At 44.6% G+C, this 18,305-nt stretch carries 16 protein-coding genes; 11 read left to right on the top strand and 5 right to left on the bottom strand.

Features of this window, described 5'->3' with window-relative positions; genetic code table 11:
* Nucleotides 1-256: 256 nt before the first annotated feature.
* Nucleotides 257-1,069, bottom strand: a complete 813-nt coding sequence (locus tag V6668_RS19680; RefSeq protein ID WP_338706490.1) for a hypothetical protein — start codon at nt 1,067-1,069, stop codon at nt 257-259.
* A 266-nt stretch (nt 1,070-1,335) separates the two neighbouring features.
* Here V6668_RS19680 and V6668_RS19675 point away from each other — a divergent pair, with 266 nt between their 5' ends.
* The 3 genes from V6668_RS19675 to V6668_RS19665 all read left to right on the top strand — a co-directional run bounded on the left by V6668_RS19675 (nt 1,336) and on the right by V6668_RS19665 (nt 6,593).
* Nucleotides 1,336-3,234: an AraC family transcriptional regulator gene (locus V6668_RS19675; RefSeq protein ID WP_338706489.1), complete on the top strand. Its 1,899-nt coding sequence runs from the start codon at nt 1,336-1,338 to the stop codon at nt 3,232-3,234.
* A gap of 188 nt (nt 3,235-3,422) precedes the next feature.
* A complete protein-coding gene (locus V6668_RS19670; protein WP_338706488.1) occupies nt 3,423-5,396 on the top strand; it encodes an AraC family transcriptional regulator in 1,974 nt (657 codons plus the stop codon).
* Nucleotides 5,397-5,555: 159 nt separating this feature from the next.
* Nucleotides 5,556-6,593 carry an NAD(P)/FAD-dependent oxidoreductase gene (locus V6668_RS19665; protein WP_338706487.1) on the top strand — a complete coding sequence of 346 codons (1,038 nt, stop codon included), beginning with the start codon at nt 5,556-5,558 and terminating at the stop codon, nt 6,591-6,593.
* 149 nt (nt 6,594-6,742) lie between these two features.
* Here V6668_RS19665 and V6668_RS19660 read toward each other — a convergent pair whose 3' ends face one another.
* A complete protein-coding gene (locus V6668_RS19660; protein WP_338706486.1) occupies nt 6,743-8,203 on the bottom strand; it encodes an IS1182 family transposase in 1,461 nt (486 codons plus the stop codon).
* A 473-nt stretch (nt 8,204-8,676) separates the two neighbouring features.
* Here V6668_RS19660 and V6668_RS19655 point away from each other — a divergent pair, with 473 nt between their 5' ends.
* The gene (locus tag V6668_RS19655) at nt 8,677-9,327 is read left to right on the top strand and encodes a hypothetical protein (protein WP_036672336.1); all 651 of its coding nucleotides are present in this window, start codon (nt 8,677-8,679) and stop codon (nt 9,325-9,327) included.
* A gap of 533 nt (nt 9,328-9,860) precedes the next feature.
* Nucleotides 9,861-10,337 (top strand): hypothetical protein, encoded by a 477-nt coding sequence (locus V6668_RS19650; protein WP_017687614.1) that lies wholly within the window; start codon nt 9,861-9,863, stop codon nt 10,335-10,337.
* 121 nt (nt 10,338-10,458) lie between these two features.
* Here the strand turns inward: V6668_RS19650 and V6668_RS19645 are convergent, their stop codons facing one another.
* Nucleotides 10,459-11,058, bottom strand: a complete 600-nt coding sequence (locus tag V6668_RS19645) for a thymidine kinase (RefSeq protein WP_338706485.1) — start codon at nt 11,056-11,058, stop codon at nt 10,459-10,461.
* A gap of 177 nt (nt 11,059-11,235) precedes the next feature.
* Here V6668_RS19645 and V6668_RS19640 point away from each other — a divergent pair, with 177 nt between their 5' ends.
* Nucleotides 11,236-11,448: a hypothetical protein gene (locus V6668_RS19640; protein ID WP_076318970.1), complete on the top strand. Its 213-nt coding sequence runs from the start codon at nt 11,236-11,238 to the stop codon at nt 11,446-11,448.
* Nucleotides 11,449-11,456: 8 nt separating this feature from the next.
* On the opposite strand, the gene V6668_RS19635 is transcribed toward V6668_RS19640, so the two are convergent.
* Both V6668_RS19635 and V6668_RS19630 read right to left on the bottom strand, forming a co-directional pair.
* On the bottom strand, nt 11,457-11,804 hold the full coding sequence (locus V6668_RS19635) for a potassium channel family protein (protein ID WP_338706484.1): 348 nt from the start codon (nt 11,802-11,804) through the stop codon (nt 11,457-11,459).
* 63 nt (nt 11,805-11,867) lie between these two features.
* Nucleotides 11,868-12,185, bottom strand: a complete 318-nt coding sequence (locus V6668_RS19630; RefSeq protein ID WP_017687618.1) for a DUF2627 domain-containing protein — start codon at nt 12,183-12,185, stop codon at nt 11,868-11,870.
* A gap of 224 nt (nt 12,186-12,409) precedes the next feature.
* Between V6668_RS19630 and lpdA the strand changes: the two genes are divergently transcribed.
* The 5 genes from lpdA (at nt 12,410) to lipB (ending at nt 18,303) form a co-directional block, all read left to right on the top strand.
* A complete protein-coding gene (gene lpdA, locus V6668_RS19625) occupies nt 12,410-13,834 on the top strand; it encodes a dihydrolipoyl dehydrogenase (RefSeq protein WP_338706483.1) in 1,425 nt (474 codons plus the stop codon).
* Nucleotides 13,835-13,973: 139 nt separating this feature from the next.
* Nucleotides 13,974-15,002: a thiamine pyrophosphate-dependent dehydrogenase E1 component subunit alpha gene (locus V6668_RS19620; RefSeq protein ID WP_017687620.1), complete on the top strand. Its 1,029-nt coding sequence runs from the start codon at nt 13,974-13,976 to the stop codon at nt 15,000-15,002.
* Between the two features lie 2 nt (nt 15,003-15,004).
* Complete coding sequence (locus tag V6668_RS19615; protein ID WP_017687621.1) at nt 15,005-15,991, top strand: alpha-ketoacid dehydrogenase subunit beta; 987 nt, start codon at nt 15,005-15,007, stop codon at nt 15,989-15,991.
* 47 nt (nt 15,992-16,038) lie between these two features.
* Entirely contained in the window at nt 16,039-17,484 is a 1,446-nt protein-coding gene (locus V6668_RS19610; RefSeq protein WP_036672332.1) for a dihydrolipoamide acetyltransferase family protein, read from the top strand.
* Nucleotides 17,485-17,595: 111 nt separating this feature from the next.
* Nucleotides 17,596-18,303, top strand: a complete 708-nt coding sequence (lipB, locus tag V6668_RS19605) for a lipoyl(octanoyl) transferase LipB (RefSeq protein WP_100527200.1) — start codon at nt 17,596-17,598, stop codon at nt 18,301-18,303.
* Nucleotides 18,304-18,305 lie beyond the last annotated feature (2 nt).

Raw genomic sequence — 18,305 nt, 5'->3', positions numbered from 1 at the left:
TTTCGAGAACGTAGAGGACAGAGAGAACTTGAAGATGTGGGTCTAAAAGCTTTCTGTAAGAAAGCTTCTTCGGAAGCTGAGGCTTCGCCTCTATACCCATAACGTTAAAATACAGAAAAACCGCTACTTATCAGGAGTTAGTCACCTGTAATAGCGGTTCTATCATTGGATGCGAGTCAAAGGTTGTGTAGCAAACGAGCGATTTTAATCTTTAAGCTCAGTATGTACACATATAAGTATGTTTGATCAATGCGTATCAGATTCGAATATCAACGGATGGATATGAAGCAGCAGGAGATGTAGAAGCCGTAGTTTGCGGACCATTTCCTGATTCCTGATCTGTGGTTCCGCCATCTGATGGGTGCTCCTTACTTCCCGTTTTCTTTCCTTCATTTACTTCCTGTTCTTCTTCTCCAGATGTTGCAGAGATAGGTGGTTGTACTCCTTTTTTAGGTACGGGCTGATGGATCTCTTCCACCAGTTCCCCAATCTTCTGATTGACCTTATTTAACTGGGAGTTGATGTCCTGGACGGTCTCTCGCTTTGCCTGAAAGACGGTGCGTTCTGAATTTTCCAACATCATTGATTTGCCTAGATCAAGATCATTTGCGGGAGGATTGATCTCGAGAACAAGTCGGTCAAAGCGGGTTTCTCCTTCGGTGGTCTGAATGGAGCCCTGCATGCGATCACGCAAACCGACCAGCTTACCCAATTGATCATAAGTCTGACTATGCTTGATCAGGTGATCGAGTGAAGGGGCTTGTGCCTCGTCGGTTGGTTTGGGTTGTTGCTGTTGAGCCTTTTCGGGCTGTCTTAATTTGTTCTTTTCTTGCAATTCTTCAGCTTTAATTTGGGCAATCTGGCTGTCGATCTGGGAAATAGAGCTTGTTAGGGATTTTATTCGCTGAGCTTTGGTTTTGGTATCCAACTCGTCATTGGTTTTTACACCTTGCATTTCTTCATTGAGCCGGATCTTCTGCTGCATGAGTCCCTGAATTTCTTTATCCCGATTGGAGACTTGATTCCCGGGAGTGAAACTGCTTTTGGTTGCAGATGAGATTGAATTCATATCCTCTGTTCTCCTTATCTGCTTTATCATGGTTCTATTTACATATATCGGATGTTAAGAGAAGGATTTGAATAGCTCTTTTTCGTCTGAATGGATTCATATACATAGGTTGTATTGCGTACTTCATCATAATAATTGATAATGGTTATCAATAAGTGAGTGGAGACAGACACAATTTATGTAGACGGAGATGGGTTAGCAAAATGTGGAATGATTATTATATCCTCTGGAACTATGCTGCGGTGAGTATAACAGATATCCGTTACATGGAATTAGAGGCATATGAAGAGATGAAATACAAATTTCCGACAAGTACCTTTGTACTCACCATTCAGGGTGATGCTGGAGTGACGATTGACAATCAAACATATGAAGTGAGTCGCTTTTATATTTTCCATGGGGGAAAAGGGAGTAAGTTGATGATTCGAGCAGGCGAATCCGGATTGCACCTATATTACTTGATGTACAAAGCAAACCTGCCTAGTGGAGGGAGAAATGATCTGGGAAGGTTAATGGAGCGTATCAATCCGTTCCAAATGAACTATGGCTTTACCCCCGATATGCCAACCATTCTATATGAGCAATGGAAAAAGATGCACTTTTTGTGGGATCAAAAGAACCCTATTCAGCACTTTCAGGCCAAGAGTTTGTTCTATGCATTTGTGGAGCAGATCTCATCACAGATTCCTCGTATATCCAATCGCTATCCAAGTATGTTGGATCAGGTCAGCAAAGTCATTAAAATGGTAGAGTCTTCTTACACCCAGCCACTTACACTTCATGTTTTGGCAGAAATGATTGGCACCAGCCCAAGAAGTTTGTCACGCAAGTTCAAGCAGTCGACTGGAACCAGTCCCATCGATTATCTGATTCAGTTTCGTTTGTTCAAAGCCAAAGAGATGTTGCTGCAAACGGACGCCACGTTGGATGAGATCGCTGTAGGAATCGGTTATCCGGATGGATATTATTTGGGGCGTATGTTCAAGAAACATACAGGTCTTTCTCCTTTGCAATTTAAAGAAAAGACCTCAGCACCCCTATATTGGCCTGATCTGACATCAGGTGTGGCGCGAAATGACATTTTCAGAGGTGGAAGTGGAAGGTATGTTTATACTGATGGTGATAATCATTATCAATATAAACACGGAGGGTCAATAAATATGAACAGACAGACAAGAACGGGAATGCTGCTTAGCATTTTACTAAGTCTTACGTTACTGCTAAGTGCCTGCTCAACAGGTGTTGCCAGTAATTCGAGCGGGGATGCTTCTGGAAGCAAAAGTACATCAAGTTCCACAAACACAGTAACAGCGGATAATCACACCAAAACATCTGAACCACGTATAATCTCAACGGTGAAGGGAGATATTACAATCCCTGCTGAACCTAAACGGATTGTGGTTGACTTGTATCTGGGAAGTCTGATCGCCCTGGGGATCAAACCTGTGGGTACACCCGAGATGAACCTGAAAAATCCTTATTTTATCAAATCACTTGAGGGCGTGCAGAATATTGGTGAATATGAAACCATCTCTCTCGAAAAGGTGTTGGAACTTGAACCGGATCTCATTGTGACAGGTAATCCTGATTTATTTGATTCCTTTAGCAAGATTGCACCTACCTTGGTTGTACCTTATGGCGAATTGAAAAACACCCACGAAGAAATTGCCTATTTCGGTGAAGTGCTAAATAAAGAAAAAGAATCTGAGGTATGGTTAGCCGATTATGACGCAAGAATTGCAGATGCCAAGAAACGTGTTGGTGAGGCAATTGATCCGCAGGCCGAGGTGTCGGTCATGCAGTTCTATGATAAAGCACCGTTGGCCTTTGGTGATAATTTTGGTCGGGGAGGTCAGGCAGTCTACAGCGCGCTTGGTTTGAATCCTCCTGCAGATAAAAAAGAGATCTTAATGAAGGATCAACTGGTTGAAGTTTCATCGGAAGCGATTCCTGAATTTGCCGGAGACTACATCATTCTAACAGCAGATAATCTGACCCTGGAAGAGTTGAAATCGAAACCGGTCTGGAGTTCACTAGATGCGGTTAAAAATGATCGTGTGTTTATCTGGAGCCCGGATCGTTCATGGTACTTTGACCCGATTGCAACATTGGATCAAACAGAGGAATTGGCCGCGTGGTTTACGAAGATCTCTGAACCAAATTAAGTCTAACAAGTGATTGATGAGATGAAATCCAATTCCACTCTAAATTACAGTTGATAATGAAAATTATTATCATTTATAATGAAGGTATATTAGTGAACCACTGCTAGGCATATGTTATCGGATGTGTGGCAGAATGATGACCTTGTAAGGCCTTTGTTCCGGGTGAGGTTGGGATTGGAGAGTATTCGATGCAATTAGACGAACAGATGAAATGCTGGAATCATGCCGCTGTTAAGGTTCTGGATATACGCCGAATCGTTATGGAGGCAGGGGCACAACTGAGTTCCTACACACTTCCGGCAAATGGTTTTATATATACGATTCGAGGATCTGCTGTGCTTCAGTTGGATGGACAAACATACAAGGCAGAGCGGTTCTACATGCTTCATGGGGCCAAAGGATCTTCACTAGATATCCAAACCAACGAAGATTTTGAATATATTCTGCTCTATTACAGAGCATTTCTTGCCTTTCCTAGTTATCGTAAAAAGTGGTTATTGGCACAGCCGGAAGTTGCACCGTTCTCTTTGCAATATGGATTTGCACCGAGTAGTCCGCTGGGGTTATTACGTTACCTTGATGAGCTTGAGGGTGCATGGAGTCAATCTGGCAGTCTGGATCTGCTTCATACAAAAAGTTTATTTTACCAGTTCATTCATGAAATGATGGTTCAATTGGCAGAGCAGGAGATCAAAACAGAGCTTGCTGACCCGGTGAAACAAACACTTCGTTATATACAGAATCATTATAGGGAACAGGTCACGCTTGATTTCCTGGCTGAACAGTTTAACTACAGCTCCCGTCATTTATCCATGCAATTCAAACGACAGACGGGTCACAGTCCCATTGATTATTTAATTCAGACCCGAATCGCTAAGGCTCGCAATCTGCTTTTGCGATCTGATGCAACGCTGAGTGAAATTGCAGCAGAAGTAGGTTATTCGGATGTGTATTATTTTAGTCGTATCTTCAAAAAACATGTGGGGATCTCTCCGATACAGTATCAACGAAAGATGAGAGAAGAAGCGAGAACAGAGGATCGTCCATTGGTAATCTCTGAATCGTCCATTGGCCGAAGATGGAAGTCGGGATATATTGATTATGAGAATCATTATCAATATATAGACGGAGGGTCTACACCAATGAAAAGAAGAAAAACAAGTTCCAGTATGATTATGGTTGCATTATTGAGCATAACGATGCTCCTCGCAGCCTGCTCTTCGGGTACAGCAACAACACCAGCAGCTGGCGAAGGAACGGGTGCCAGTTCCAATAACAGCAGTACGGCAGTATCATCAGACACAGGAAGCCAGACAAACAAAGACAATGAAACACGCACGGTCTCAACGGTTAAGGGCGACGTAGTTGTTCCAGCGAATCCGAAAAGGGTTGTTGTACTATATCTCCAGGGAGACGTCGTTGCGCTTGGAATTAAGCCAATTGCTACATCTGAAGTATTCAACGGGGCTGCCTACAAGAGTGAGCTTGAAGGTGTAAATTCACTAGGCACCTGGTTCGAACCGAATCCTGAAGCTGTCATTGATCTTGATCCGGATCTGATCATTGTTCCTTCAGAAGAGACGTATACGTTGTTAAAAGATATCGCACCTACGGTATATATTCCATACGAGAAAATGACAACAGAAGAAAGACTCCAGAGTATAGCGAGTATTTTTGGAAAAGAACAGGAAGCTGAGACATTAATCAATAATCTCAATAGCAAAGTCGAAGAGAGTAAGCAAACACTAGCAGACGCAGGCATATTAGACAAAACGATTTCCATTGTGGAGGGCGGTTTGAAAGGTATGGTCGTTGTAGAGAGCAAGCAATATGGCCGAGGATCTCAGGCATTATATGAATACTTGGGGATGAAAGCACCTGAAGTGGTACAAAAGAAAATTGATGTAGTTTCGGAAGCGGGAGGCTCCAATTTATCCATGGAAGTACTGCCTGAGTATATCGGGGACTACGTGTTTCGTTCGGTGTATGAAGGGGCAGATAACCTTACGGATGATCCAATATGGAGTAGCATCCCGGCTGTTAAAGAAGGTCGCCTAATTGAGATTGATTTTGATTTCTTCTACTATTCGGATATCTATTCAATTAATAAACAACTTGATTTTGTTGTTGGAAAGTTGTTGGCGGCTCCAAGAGCGCAATAGTAAAGAGCAGATGTGTTCGTAGAATTTTTGTACAAGAAATGTTTGTTTTTTAGCCATTGTATTTTGATAAGATTACCATTACACTAGGATTTAAGTGATAATGAGAATCGATATCAAATACTCGATGTTCTGGATCGAATTAACGGAGGTATTTTTAATATGAATCAGCAGTTGGAACTTTATGATGTAACCATTATCGGCGGTGGCCCTGCGGGCATGTACTCTGCCTTTTATAGCGGCATGCGAGATATGAAGACCAAGTTGATTGAGGCACGTGACAGATTGGGAGGTCGCATGCTCTTTTATCCGGAGAAAATGATCTGGGATGTCGGGGGTGTGACGCCAATTCTATGTGAAGATCTGATCAAACAATTGGAAGAACAGGCGAGAACTTTTGAGCCAACCCTCGTATTTGAACAACAGATCGAAGGATTCGAGCGTCAACCTGATGGCACAATTCTGTTAACTTCTGCAACAGGTGAGCAACACTGGACACGTACCGTCATTTTGGCAATCGGATATGGTATATATAAAATGGCCAAGCTGGAGCTTGAAGGTGCAGACCGTTACGAGGTTAGCAATCTCCACTATACTGTGCAAGAACTGGAGCCATTCCGTGGTAAACGTGTGTTGATCTCGGGTGGAGGCGACTCTGCTGTGGACTGGGCGAATGAACTGGAAGCCCTGGCAGAGCAAGTTACGGTTGTGCATCGTCGTGACCGCTTTGGCGGGTTGGAGCGTAATGTACTGCGTATGAGAGAATCCTCTGTAGATGTCCGTACACCATATGCGGTAGAGACACTGCATAGTATGAGTGGTGATGTGATTGAACAGGTGACCATCTCACACGTGGATACAGGTGAAACTGAACTGCTTGAAGTCGATGCTGTCATTGTAAACCATGGCATGAAGAGTGACTTTGGTCCAATCCGGGATTGGGGACTTGATCTTGGCGAATGGCATGTCACTACAACAGAGAGATTGCAAACCAATATTCCCGGCGTGTTTGGCGCAGGCGATTTTGTAGATTATGGTAGCAAACTGTACCTGATTGCGGGTACTTTCACAGATGCAGCCCTAGCGGTAAACAGTGCGAAGCTATACATGGACCCTGAAGCGGAAAAAGTGGCTTATGTTTCTTCCCATAACAGTCGCTTTAAAGAGAAAAATAAAGCCCTTGGCGTTGTAGAAGAATAAAGGTCTGCGATCGGTTATATTAAGATGACTTCGGGTTCATTCGAGGCCACTGAAAAACTTACGATTTTAATTTGTTAAGATTCATTTTAAATCAAAAAGGCTATATTTCGTTCACATTGGAACGGAATATAGCCTTTTTCTCTATCCTTTTACTTTGAGTCTTCCATGAGTGTAATGATTCGCTTGAGATTAACAGTAAATATGGCCATGGCACCTTGCATTTGCATGCCAACAAGACCCGAGGACGATGCAACATCATACCCGTGTCTGTGCTTGAGTTCGCTATTTTTCGCTTCAATTTTATAACGTTCTTTCGATTTTTCTTTGAAACTATCGCTACTTTGAAATGCCTCATGTTCCTTATGTTCGGTCGATTTGATGGTTACAGAATAGGTTTTACTTTTCGCACCTTCTTTATAGCACCCGTCTTTCATTGGGCATACTTTGCATTTTTCAATGTCAAACATGTAGGTATTCTTTTGGTTATTATTCATACCTTTCTTACCTGTGCGCGCTCTTTGAATCGCCATATGTCCAGCTTTACAAACGTACATACATGCATCTTTATTAAACTCAAATTCATCTTCTTTTTTACGAGTTCCTTGTGTGATATTAGGGTTTAATTTTGATATTAATTGTAGTTCGTTGTGATTGGCATATTGAATATTATCTTTTTCAGAATAGGCAGTATCTCCAATGACGGTATCGATCTTCATACCTGTGTCACGACTTTTTTCAATGAGAGTTTGGAGTTGTTTTCCATCACTTTTCTCACCAGTCGTAATTACCGCAGCTGTAATAATTCGTTCTCCATTCATAGCAAAATGTGTTTTGTAACCGAAGAACGAGGAGTCTGCCGTTTTGTGACCTATTCGTGCATCTGGATCATTGCTGAGTTGAAAGTGCTCATGGTGATCAGCTATGATTTCTTTTAAGTAGTTCAGCTTTTCTTTCACCTTTGGGTATTCACGGAGAGATTCTTCTTTTTCTACTGCATCTACAACTTTTTGGCAATAGTCCAGTTCATCAGATAATTCGTTCGTCGTTGTTTTCGGTGGGAATTTATCCTTCATTTTTTCATCGATCTTGTAAACGGATTTTCTCAACAACTTAGACTTTTGCATTAATATTTCTTTGGGTGATAGCTGATTAAATCGCGCTTTCGTATGGGTGGCATCCACAATAATTGCGCTGCTTTTGATAATTTCTTTCTCCAACGCGATCTTCATGGTCTTTTGAATTAGTATGTCGAGGAGGTTCACATCTTTCAAGCGAAGCTTGCGAAACTTCGTTAGTGAACTAGAATTAATGACTTCATCTTCAGGCGCCATATCTAAAAAGTACTTAAAGGACATGTCATATTTAGAACGTTCCACAACATCCGCATCGGATACATCGAAAATGGATTTCAACAATAGGTATTTGAACATTCGAATGGGAGGCACTGCATTGCGACCATTGTCGAGGCAGTATCTATGCTGCAATTCTACCTGAACAAATGAAAAATCTACGAGATCATTGATTTGACGAAGCATATTATCTTTAGGTACGACGATATCGTATATGTCCATAAATGCACTAAGCTTAAGAGATTGTTGGTTTGAAATCATCCGAGACACCACCTGAAATTAATCATTTAATTATACAGGAAAACAAATATCCCTCCTCAAAAAAATGAGGAGGGATATCTGTTTATAGATGTTGGACTTTTTCAGTGGCCTCGGTTCATTCCGAAGTCATCTTTTTTGCATAAAATGGGTAATAAGAAGGCATAATGGCACAAGATAGAACACGCTTAGAATTGAACATGAACCACCAAATGTCTATAATAAGGCTGAGAAACTGTAGAATGACACTATATAAGTTGAAATAATCATTTACACGATAACGGAGAGGACAGAAAAAATCTGAAAAAGCGAAGCGGTCGCCTTTATCACCGGATTTTCCCTTAAGAAAAAGGGAATCGAAAAAATCTGGGGATAACAGCGATTGGAAGATTGTTCTGTCATCGTAGTGTCAGTGTAAATAAACTTTAATTCAACTTATATAGATACAATAACTAGGTCAGAGTGGAGTGCAGCGTATGAAAAAGGGATCACAGCCACAACGAGGTTTCACCTTCATCCAGCGGTGGTTCAAACGATCTGATAAAAAAAAGATCAAATGGTCTGAAATGTATCTCGCACTTGCTGGTGCGCTTCATCGCTTGTTGGTTGAAGGGCGGCGTGAACGTTCAGCAGCCAAACGGCTGCATCAGGACTTACCTATTAACGTGTTGGGCGAGATGAAGCTAGAGCCAGGGGATATTGTGTACACGCCAAGCTCAGAATCGACGTATTACGCCGGGCATATGGGCATTATTGGCCTCGACGGCAAGGTGTATCATGTGCACCCTTATGGGCCTGTATTTGCTGATTCATTAGAGTGGTATCTCACGCGTTTTTATGAAGGAGATCGTTTCATTGTATTCCGTTCCAGACTGAATGAGGCAGGAATGAAAGCAGCCGGGTGGGTACACGACCATTACAAGCAGGTAAAATTCTACCGTTTGCAGACCAATCTGCGCAGTATTGAGCGCAATTACTGCTCCAAGTTTATATATCAGGCCTATCAGTTCACATCGGGACTGGATCTGTGGAGCCGCAAATTTACCCGAATGAATCAGGGTTATATCTATCCATTTCGAATTGAGCGTTCATCAGAGCTGGACGTTCTGGGAACTTTTTATAAATAAGGCTGGAACCGACTAAAATACTGTTCTTCCGAAAAAAAGGAGAGCAGGTTCTGTCGGTTTTTTTTATATGTGTAGAGATTAAAACAGGAAAAACGCTCAAAACGTCGAATAGATTATGAGATAGGCACGCACAACTTGGAATCGTATACATAAAAAAAGACGAGATGATTATTAGCCCAGAGCACAAAAATGACTACGAAGTAGACGAACAAGAAAGAGTGAAGCGAGATGAAATGGCCGGGTTTCTTACAACGATTCCGACCGAACAAAAACGTGGTTAAGCTATCGGATTATATCCCAAAAAAGGAAAGGAGGCACTACTGTTCCATATGCAAGAAAAACGTTAAATCGGTCGTGCATTATGCCGCGCCACAGGGAAATGTTTCAGGTGTATGCAGTTCTTGTAAGTCTTTAGCGGATGAACGTGGAATGTTTCCCATTTAATAAGAAGAGATGCGCTCAGGAAATAAGAATTTTTTGATTTATGCGCGTTTTTGTAGTACATTAGCAAATGTATTCGAAGGAGGATTCTAATGTACTCAGGTAGACAAGACGATACTTTATACATCATGACCTACACCTTAAACAGCGGTATCAAGGGTACGGTTCCACTGTCTAATAAGCAGATTATTGAGTGGCTGGATTGCTACAGAAATGAGAAGCGCTTCGTGACCGAAATCGGCAAGGAGTTTTTTGGATTGAATGCAGGATTGGTAGCAGACTTCAAGGTTCAAAATCATTTATCGGATTATCAGCAGACCATTATGCCTACACAGCAACAGGATAACCTGGAACGCTTGTCCAGTGCTTATAAATCAACCGAGTTATTAATGAAGATTGATTGTAAATGTGGCACGGCTTATGTGACGGAATCCCCATACAAGCGCACAAAATGGTACTGTACAAAGTGTAAAGAGATTGTATTTTTGGATGCCAAAAAAGGAATGGTGGAAACGTCGCGTGGTGACGCTTACTACATGACCAACAAATATTTTGTTTCCCGGGACTAGCGGGAAGTGACTCTGGAAGCATCGCTGCGAAGCGGTGCTTTTTTGTACGAATGTTTGCTCTATAACAAAAAAAGCCCCAAGGGGCCTTTTTGGAAGATATCTAAGATCGATCTTTTGGAAATTATGATGAGCATTCAACTTTGTGAGGAGGAATGAAGCAGCAACGACAGCGTGGCTCGTAAGCTTCTGAATCGCCAATCATGACAACCGGACCCAAGGTAACAGGCTCCCCATTGACGATACGTTGCGTAAAGGCTGCATCCGGGCTGCCACATACCGCACAGAAAGCCGAGAGTTTCTCAATGTCGTCTGCCATGGCAAGCAAACCACCGACATATCCGAATTCCTTACCACGGTAATCCATATTAAGTCCGTCCACAATGACATGTTTGCCACAATACGCTAACTCCGAGACAAGTTCCATAATGGCACTGCTGAAAAATTGTACTTCATCAAATGCAACAACATCAGCATCTATGGTTTGGTTCAAGATCATTTCTACGGATTCCGGGGTTAATTGCCGGGGAATGGAATGGGCAGGGAGTCGATAACCAATTCGGCTTACGATCTCGTCCTGGGCAAACCGATTATCCTCGGCTGGTTTGTAGGCCACAACCTTTTGACGGCCAAATTGTATTAATTTCTGACAACGGCGAATGAGTTCACCGGATTTTTCACTGAACATGGGTCCAGTAATTACGGTAATACGTCCTGTTTGCACGGTGCTGCTACTCCTCTCACATACGGGATTCAACAAAAAAAGCGACCTTTACAGAGTACCACAAAATCTTTGGAAAGAGCCAGAACTAATCTGCGCAGCTTTGTGTTACTATATGGAATGTTAAGGTATTGGTTACGGCAGCTAGTTAACAGGAGTTGTGAAAAGAGGTGTTTTAGTATGAGTGAAGCATTATCATCACTTCAAGAGCGATATGAAAGCCTGAAAGAACAGGGATCTCTAGATGAAGCGGCGCAGGCGTTATTTGCAGAACTGTTCGCAGAAGCGGAGAGACTGCAGGCAAGTAACCTTACCTTGCGTAGAACGATCTTGAAGTCATCTTCCAAAGAATCACGTATGTCTACCAAGCTGCGGGATGCCTTATACGAATGACCCGGAGATTACTCCGGGTCCTCTTCTGTCTTTAATTTGCGAGGGAATAGAATACCTGCTGTAATTCTGGCAATCATGGCAAAGGTGAGACCAATGCCTGCAAACATGTAAATTACGGTAAAGGCTTTGCCGAATCCGGTGGTTGGCACAAATTCAGGATGTCCCACCGTAGTCAGGGTAACCGCACAGAAGTATAACGCATCGATCCAGTGCAGACCTTCAACACGAGTGTAAAATAAAGTGCCTGATAGCAACGTTGCTGCCGTTAACGCGAACAGAGCCAGAAACTTAGGGTCTTTGAACGCATGGAAAATGCCTTTGAGCAATCGTTGTAACGTGATTAGAAATGATACCATGATGATCCATCCTGTCTATGTAAAGTAGGCGGTGTGTTGTATAAACACACAAAAAGCCCGGACTCATGGAGTCCTTCCGGGCGTCTCTGCTTTTTCGGGTACACTTTTGGACCGGAAACGGGGACCTACATAATTACGCTTGCGGTCACGGAACAAGATCCAGCCTCCCAGAAAACTCATACCTGCGGCAAAAAGGACAAGTCCACCGCCAAAGGAAAGCCACTGGAATCCTGGTGAAATCAGTTCGTTCCCGTGCTCGGCATAATATAGGAACAGGGCATCTTTCATCATCAGAAAACCCTTCATAGCCATTAACCCGGGGATGACCAGAACAACAATTGCCAAAAATCGCGCAAAGACCAATCTTGTATTCATGAGCATTATACCCTTTCTGCCAAAGTCGACATTAAATAAAGGTTACGCTTACAGATCATACCTGATTCCATCATAGCTTGGAATGCATAGGCTGTCCATGTGTGATTGGTTCAAACTTTGAGTTGACCGCTCAAGGAGAGTACAATGGCATATAGAGGGTATAAGCTAAACCATGATTTAAGCCATCATAAATTATATTGAAATTTGATTCATAGAGGAGAGCATGAGAGATGCCAATTACATGTGATGTTGCAATTCTTGGAGGAGGGACCGGTGGATATGTAGCCGCGATCCGGGCTGCACAGCTGGGAAAACAGGTCGTTATTATTGAGAAGGACAAGCTTGGTGGAACCTGTCTGCATCGTGGTTGTATTCCGAGTAAGGCTTTGCTGAAAAGCGCGGAAGTATACGCTGAGATTCAGGAGAGCGAGACGTATGGTATCGAGACGAATGGAGCCACACTTGTATTTCCCAAAGTACAGGCGCGCAAGGATGCAATTGTCGAACAGCTCCACCAGGGCGTTCAGTATTTGATGAAAAAAAATAAAATCCAGGTTGTACACGCGAAAGGTCGCGTCATCGGACCATCCATCTTCTCACCGCAGAGCGGAGCAGTCGCTGTGGAGTTTGAAGATGGCGAGATGGATACGGTAGTTCCAACCAATCTCATCATTGCCACTGGTTCGCGTCCACGTGTGTTGCCGGGCCTGGAACCGGACGGCAAATTCATAATGAGCAGCGACGAAGCACTGCGTATGGATGAACTTCCTGCATCACTCATCATTGTTGGTGGGGGTGTGATTGGATTGGAGTGGGCATCCATGCTGAATGACTTTGGCGTAGACATCACAGTAGTAGAAGCAGCTGCTCACGTGTTGCCTGCCGAGGATGAGGATGTTGCCAGAGAAATGCAGCGATTGCTCGGCAAACGAGGTGTCCGTTTCCTGACAGGTGCCACCGTTCTAACCGAAACATATAACACGGATCAAGAGGGCATTGAGATTGATGTGCAGCTTGGTGAAGATAAGCAGGAAACGCTAAGAGCGGAGAAAATGCTCGTGTCGGTTGGACGTCAGGCTAATGTCGAAAATATCGGACTCGAAAATACAGATATCAAATTGGAGCGTGGGTTCATCGCTGTGAACAAACAGTTACAGACCGGTGAAGGTCACATCTACGCCATTGGGGACTGCATCGGCGGTTTGCAGCTTGCACATGCCGCAAGTCATGAAGGCATTCTCGCTGTCGATCATCTGGCGGGCAAAACGGTACATGCCGTAGAATCCCACCGTATCCCGCGCTGTGTGTACACACGTCCGGAAGCAGCAAGCATCGGATTCACCGAGCGTGAAGCCAAAGAACGTGGCTATGACATTAAAACAGGCAAGTTCCCATTTTCGGCCATTGGCAAATCGCTTATTCACGGAAGTCGGGATGGATTCGTGAAGGTGATCGCAGATGCCAAGACGAATGATATATTGGGGGTACATATGATTGGCACCCATGTGACGGAATTGATCGCTGAGGCTTCTCTGGCTCAGATGCTGGATGCCACACCTTGGGAAGTCGGACAAACCATTCATCCGCACCCTTCTCTGTCGGAAATTATGGGTGAAGCCATGTTGGCGGTCGATGGAAAGGCCATTGGAATGTAAGCCAAACAAGCTTATGAGAAAGGTCCTTTCCTTTTTTGGGTAAAAGGGATTATAATAAGGTTAAGCCAAGTCTTAGTACCAGGTTATAAGATCGGGTAGTAAGAGTGGCACAGGCTCTGATTAAAAGGAGGTACCTCATATGAGTTCACAAGGTACTGCAGACGCGGTCCACCGGCATCAACAGCTGGGACTTAGCGATGGTGAAGTATTGGATATGTACAAATACATGCTGCTCGCGCGCAAGTTTGACGAGCGTTGCTTGCTCTTGCAACGGGCTGGCAAAATTAACTTTCACGTATCCGGTGTAGGACAGGAAGCTGCGCAAGTAGGCGCTGCTTTTGGTCTGGATCGGGATCACGATTATTATTTACCTTATTACCGCGATTACGGTTTTGTACTGGCGGTAGGCATGACTCCGCGTGAGTTGATGTTGTCTGCTTTTGCGAAGGCAGAAGATCCGAATAGTGGCGGTCGGCAAATGCCGGGTCACTTCGGTCACAAAAAGCTGCGGATTGTGACGGGTTCCAGCCCGGTTACAACACAGGTTCCGCACGCTGTTGGATTTGCACTGGCTGCCAAAATGAAGAAGCAAGAATTTGTTTCTTTTGTTACGTTTGGCGAAGGATCAAGCAATCAGGGTGACTTCCATGAGGGAGCCAACTTTGCAGGTGTGCATAAATTGCCTGTCATTATTATGTGTGAGAACAATCAATATGCAATTTCGGTACCGATTCACAAACAGTTGAGCGGCAAAATATCCGATCGAGCACAAGGATACGGGTTCCCCGGACTTCGTGTAGATGGTAACGATGCATTAGAAGTATATGCTGCAGTGAAGGAAGCGCGTCGCCGTGCCATAGCCGGAGAAGGCCCGACACTGATTGAAGCGATGATGTATCGGTTGTCACCTCACTCCACCTCCGATAATGATCTGGCTTACCGGACCAAAGAGGAAGTTGAGGAGAACTGGAAGAAAGATGGCGTTCCTCGTATGAAGAACTACTTGATCGATTGCGGCATCTGGGACGAAGCCCGGGATGCGGATCTGGCTTCCCAGCTTGCGCTGGAAATGAAAGAAGCAACTGAATATGCAGACAACGCGCCATATCCTAAACCTGAGGACACTCTGACGCACGTTTATGCGGACAGCGAAGAAGGGGGACGGTAAGTATGGCAGTGATGGAATATATTGATGCAATCCGTCTCGCGATGAAAGAAGAGATGGAACGGGATGAAAATGTGTTTATCCTTGGTGAAGACGTAGGTCTCAAAGGTGGTGTGTTTACCACAACTAAAGGGCTGCAAGATCAGTTTGGCGAAATGCGAGTGATGGACACACCATTGTCTGAATCTGCTATTGCAGGTGTTGCGATTGGTGCAGCGATGTATGGCATGAAGCCGATTGCCGAAATGCAATATTCGGACTTCATGTTGCCAGCAACCAACCAGATCATTAGTGAAGCGGCAAAAATTCGCTATCGTTCCAACAATGACTGGAGCTGTCCGATTGTTATCCGTGCGCCGATTGGTGGCGGGATCTTCGGTGGGTTGTATCACTCCCAATGTCCGGAATCGATTTTCTTTGGTACGCCTGGTCTGAAAATTATAGCTCCCTACTCGGCATACGATGCTAAGGGACTGCTCAAGGCTGCTATTCGCGACCCGGACCCGGTACTCTTTTTTGAAAATAAAAAATGCTACAAACTTATTAAGGAAGATGTGCCTGAAGATGATTACATCGTTCCGATTGGTAAGGCCAATGTACTTCGTGAGGGTGCGGATATTACCGTGATCGGTTACAGCCAGCCGCTGCATTTTGTTATGCAGGCTGCTGAGGAGCTGGAGCGTGAAGAAGGCATTACAGCACACGTTCTGGATCTGCGCACATTGCAACCGTTGGATCGTGAAGCGATTATTGCTTCCGCTCGTCTGACAGGCAAAGTGCTGATCGTACACGAAGATAACAAAACGGGTGGTGTAGGTGCCGAAGTTGCCGCGATTATCAGTGAGGAATGTCTTTTTGAACTGGATGCACCGATTCAGCGTCTTTGCGGACCTGATGTGCCGGCCATGCCAATTAGCCCAACATTGGAGAAATTCTACATGCTGAGCAAGGACAAAGCTAAAGCTGCAATGCGTACACTTGCCGAGTTTTAATTTCGTTTTTTGGATCGTTTAAAAGTAAAGTTTGGAGTGATAATCAAATGGCTGAACGTATGAAATGGATCGAGGTCATTATGCCGCAATTGGCGGAATCGCTGGTCTCGGCTACCATAGGCAAATGGTTGAAAAAACCGGGCGACCGTGTGGAACAGTACGAGCCGATCTGTGAAGTAATCACTGATAAAGTTAATGCCGAGATTCCATCCACTGTGGATGGAATTATGGGTGACCTTTTGGTGGAAGAGGGCACAACGATTGCTGTTGGTGAAGCAATCTGCCGCATGCAGGTCGCAGCTTCTGACGAAGAAGCGGCTGAGCAAGTAACACAAGTATCGCAGCAACAGGAGCAAGTGCAGCAACATGCGAGCCCCACTCCTCTTGCCGCGTCAAATACAGCAGGACATGATCCGAACCAGCCGATGCGTAATCGGTATTCCCCGGCAGTGCAATCCTTGGCAGCAGAGCATGGCTTGAACTTGCAAAGCATCCAAGGCACCGGTGCCGGTGGGCGTATTACCCGCAAAGATGTGCTGACATTTGTTGCACAGGGAGGTAACGCGGCTGGATCGTCCGCACAAGCATCATCTGCAGCAGTTCAGCATACACCTTCTAGTATGCCGTCTGCTTCTCCATTCAGCGGAGTGAATCGTGGAAATGGAGAAATGGGTTTGACCGCTGGAGAAGCGATCTCGGCGTCCGATGCAGGTGTTCCTGTGAGACATTCAGGCATTCATCTAACCGAAAGTCCGAAAATTCCACAGATCGAAGTGGAAGGTGGCGGCCAGGGAAGATCGGAGTATTTCATCGATGTTACCCCTGTGCGTAATGCCATTGCCCGGAATATGCGTCAAAGCGTATCGGAAATCCCGCATGCATGGACAATGATCGAAGTGGACGTAACCAATCTTGTGATGCTACGCAATAAACTCAAGGATGAGTTCAAGCGTAAGGAAGGCATCAATCTGACATATCTGTCCTTCATGATGAAGGGAGTCGTTAACGCGATTAAAGACTACCCAATTATGAACTCGGTATGGGCAGTGGACAAAATTATCGTCAAACGGGACATTAACCTGTCCATGGCGGTAGGAACCGAAGATTCTGTACTTACACCCGTAATCAAACATGCCGATCAGCGTAATATCGCAGGTCTGGCCCGTGAAGTGGATGAACTGGCTCGCAAAACACGTGAAGGTACGTTAAAGCTGGACCATATGCAAGGTGGTACGTTCACGGTGAACAACACCGGTTCATTTGGTTCGATCCTGTCCCAGCCAATCATTAACTATCCGCAGGCAGCGATTCTTACATTCGAGTCGATTGTCAAGAAACCAGTGGTTATTAATGATATGATCGCTGTTCGTTCGATGGCTAACCTGTGTCTGTCGTTGGATCACCGAATCCTGGATGGTGTAATCAGCGGACGTTTCTTGCAACGTGTCAAAGAAAACCTTGAAGGATATACCATGGAGACCAAGGTGTATTAAGTAAATAGTTGTCGGGAAAGTGTATGTGCCGGAGGCCGTGCACTTTTCCTGCTGTCTACGGACAGGTGCTCAATTGTACACTGAACCTGAAGCAGAAGGGTGTGGGGAATCATGAGCAAGCCGCTGGATGTTGCATACATACCAATGCTTGATTATGAAGAGGCTTGGAACCGCCAGAAAGCGATTGTGCAGCGATTGGACGAGGGCGAGGGAGCGGAGCAGATGTTGCTTTTACAGCATCCACCAACGTATACGATCGGCTCACAAAATCATCCGGAGCATCTGCTTCTCAGTCCGGAAGAGTTGCGTGAGCAAGGGATTTCTTTGTTTCAAATTGACCGTGGCGGTGATATTACTTATCATGGCCCGGGCCAGTTGGTAGGTTACCCGTTATTGATTCTTGGTCGGGATGAAGACCTGGATCTGCACGGCTATCTACGGAAACTTGAGCAGGTGCTTATGGATTATCTCGCAGACCAGGGCATTGAAGCTGGACGCAAAGAGGGGTACACGGGTGTGTGGATTGGTGATATGAAGATTGCTGCAATCGGCATCAAGTTTAATCGTTGCAAACACCGCCGCGGTTTTGTGACCAGTCACGGGTTTGCTTTTAACATCAGCTCAGGCATTCAACATGCAGGTTTTCAGGGGATTGTTCCTTGTGGGATTGAACAGTATGGCGTTACCTCACTGGAGGATATAACGGGCAAGTCCTATGCGGTGGAGCAAGTAGCGCAGGAGATTGTTCCGTACTTTAATCGTATTTTTCAATATCAAATTAATTGGGTCACGGAAAAAGAAGCCCTTCAACGTCTGTAAAC

The organism is Paenibacillus amylolyticus, from assembly GCF_036894225.1.
In the GTDB taxonomy this organism is placed as follows: Bacteria; Bacillota; Bacilli; order Paenibacillales; family Paenibacillaceae; genus Paenibacillus; species Paenibacillus amylolyticus.
This window is presented reverse-complemented; position numbering and strand designations above follow the sequence as displayed.

Coding starts and splice junctions, on each gene's coding strand:
- V6668_RS19660 (WP_338706486.1), bottom strand. CDS start 8,203: ATGATTTCAAACCAACAATCTCTTAAGCTTAGTGCATTTATGGACATA.
- V6668_RS19640 (WP_076318970.1), top strand. CDS start 11,236: ATGAGTGAAGCATTATCATCACTTCAAGAGCGATATGAAAGCCTGAAA.
- V6668_RS19630 (WP_017687618.1), bottom strand. CDS start 12,185: ATGCTCATGAATACAAGATTGGTCTTTGCGCGATTTTTGGCAATTGTT.
- V6668_RS19650 (WP_017687614.1), top strand. CDS start 9,861: ATGTACTCAGGTAGACAAGACGATACTTTATACATCATGACCTACACC.
- lipB (WP_100527200.1), top strand. CDS start 17,596: ATGAGCAAGCCGCTGGATGTTGCATACATACCAATGCTTGATTATGAA.
- V6668_RS19620 (WP_017687620.1), top strand. CDS start 13,974: ATGAGTTCACAAGGTACTGCAGACGCGGTCCACCGGCATCAACAGCTG.
- V6668_RS19615 (WP_017687621.1), top strand. CDS start 15,005: ATGGCAGTGATGGAATATATTGATGCAATCCGTCTCGCGATGAAAGAA.
- V6668_RS19635 (WP_338706484.1), bottom strand. CDS start 11,804: ATGGTATCATTTCTAATCACGTTACAACGATTGCTCAAAGGCATTTTC.
- V6668_RS19610 (WP_036672332.1), top strand. CDS start 16,039: ATGGCTGAACGTATGAAATGGATCGAGGTCATTATGCCGCAATTGGCG.
- V6668_RS19675 (WP_338706489.1), top strand. CDS start 1,336: ATGGAATTAGAGGCATATGAAGAGATGAAATACAAATTTCCGACAAGT.
- lpdA (WP_338706483.1), top strand. CDS start 12,410: ATGCCAATTACATGTGATGTTGCAATTCTTGGAGGAGGGACCGGTGGA.
- V6668_RS19655 (WP_036672336.1), top strand. CDS start 8,677: ATGAAAAAGGGATCACAGCCACAACGAGGTTTCACCTTCATCCAGCGG.
- V6668_RS19680 (WP_338706490.1), bottom strand. CDS start 1,069: ATGAATTCAATCTCATCTGCAACCAAAAGCAGTTTCACTCCCGGGAAT.
- V6668_RS19670 (WP_338706488.1), top strand. CDS start 3,423: ATGCAATTAGACGAACAGATGAAATGCTGGAATCATGCCGCTGTTAAG.
- V6668_RS19665 (WP_338706487.1), top strand. CDS start 5,556: ATGAATCAGCAGTTGGAACTTTATGATGTAACCATTATCGGCGGTGGC.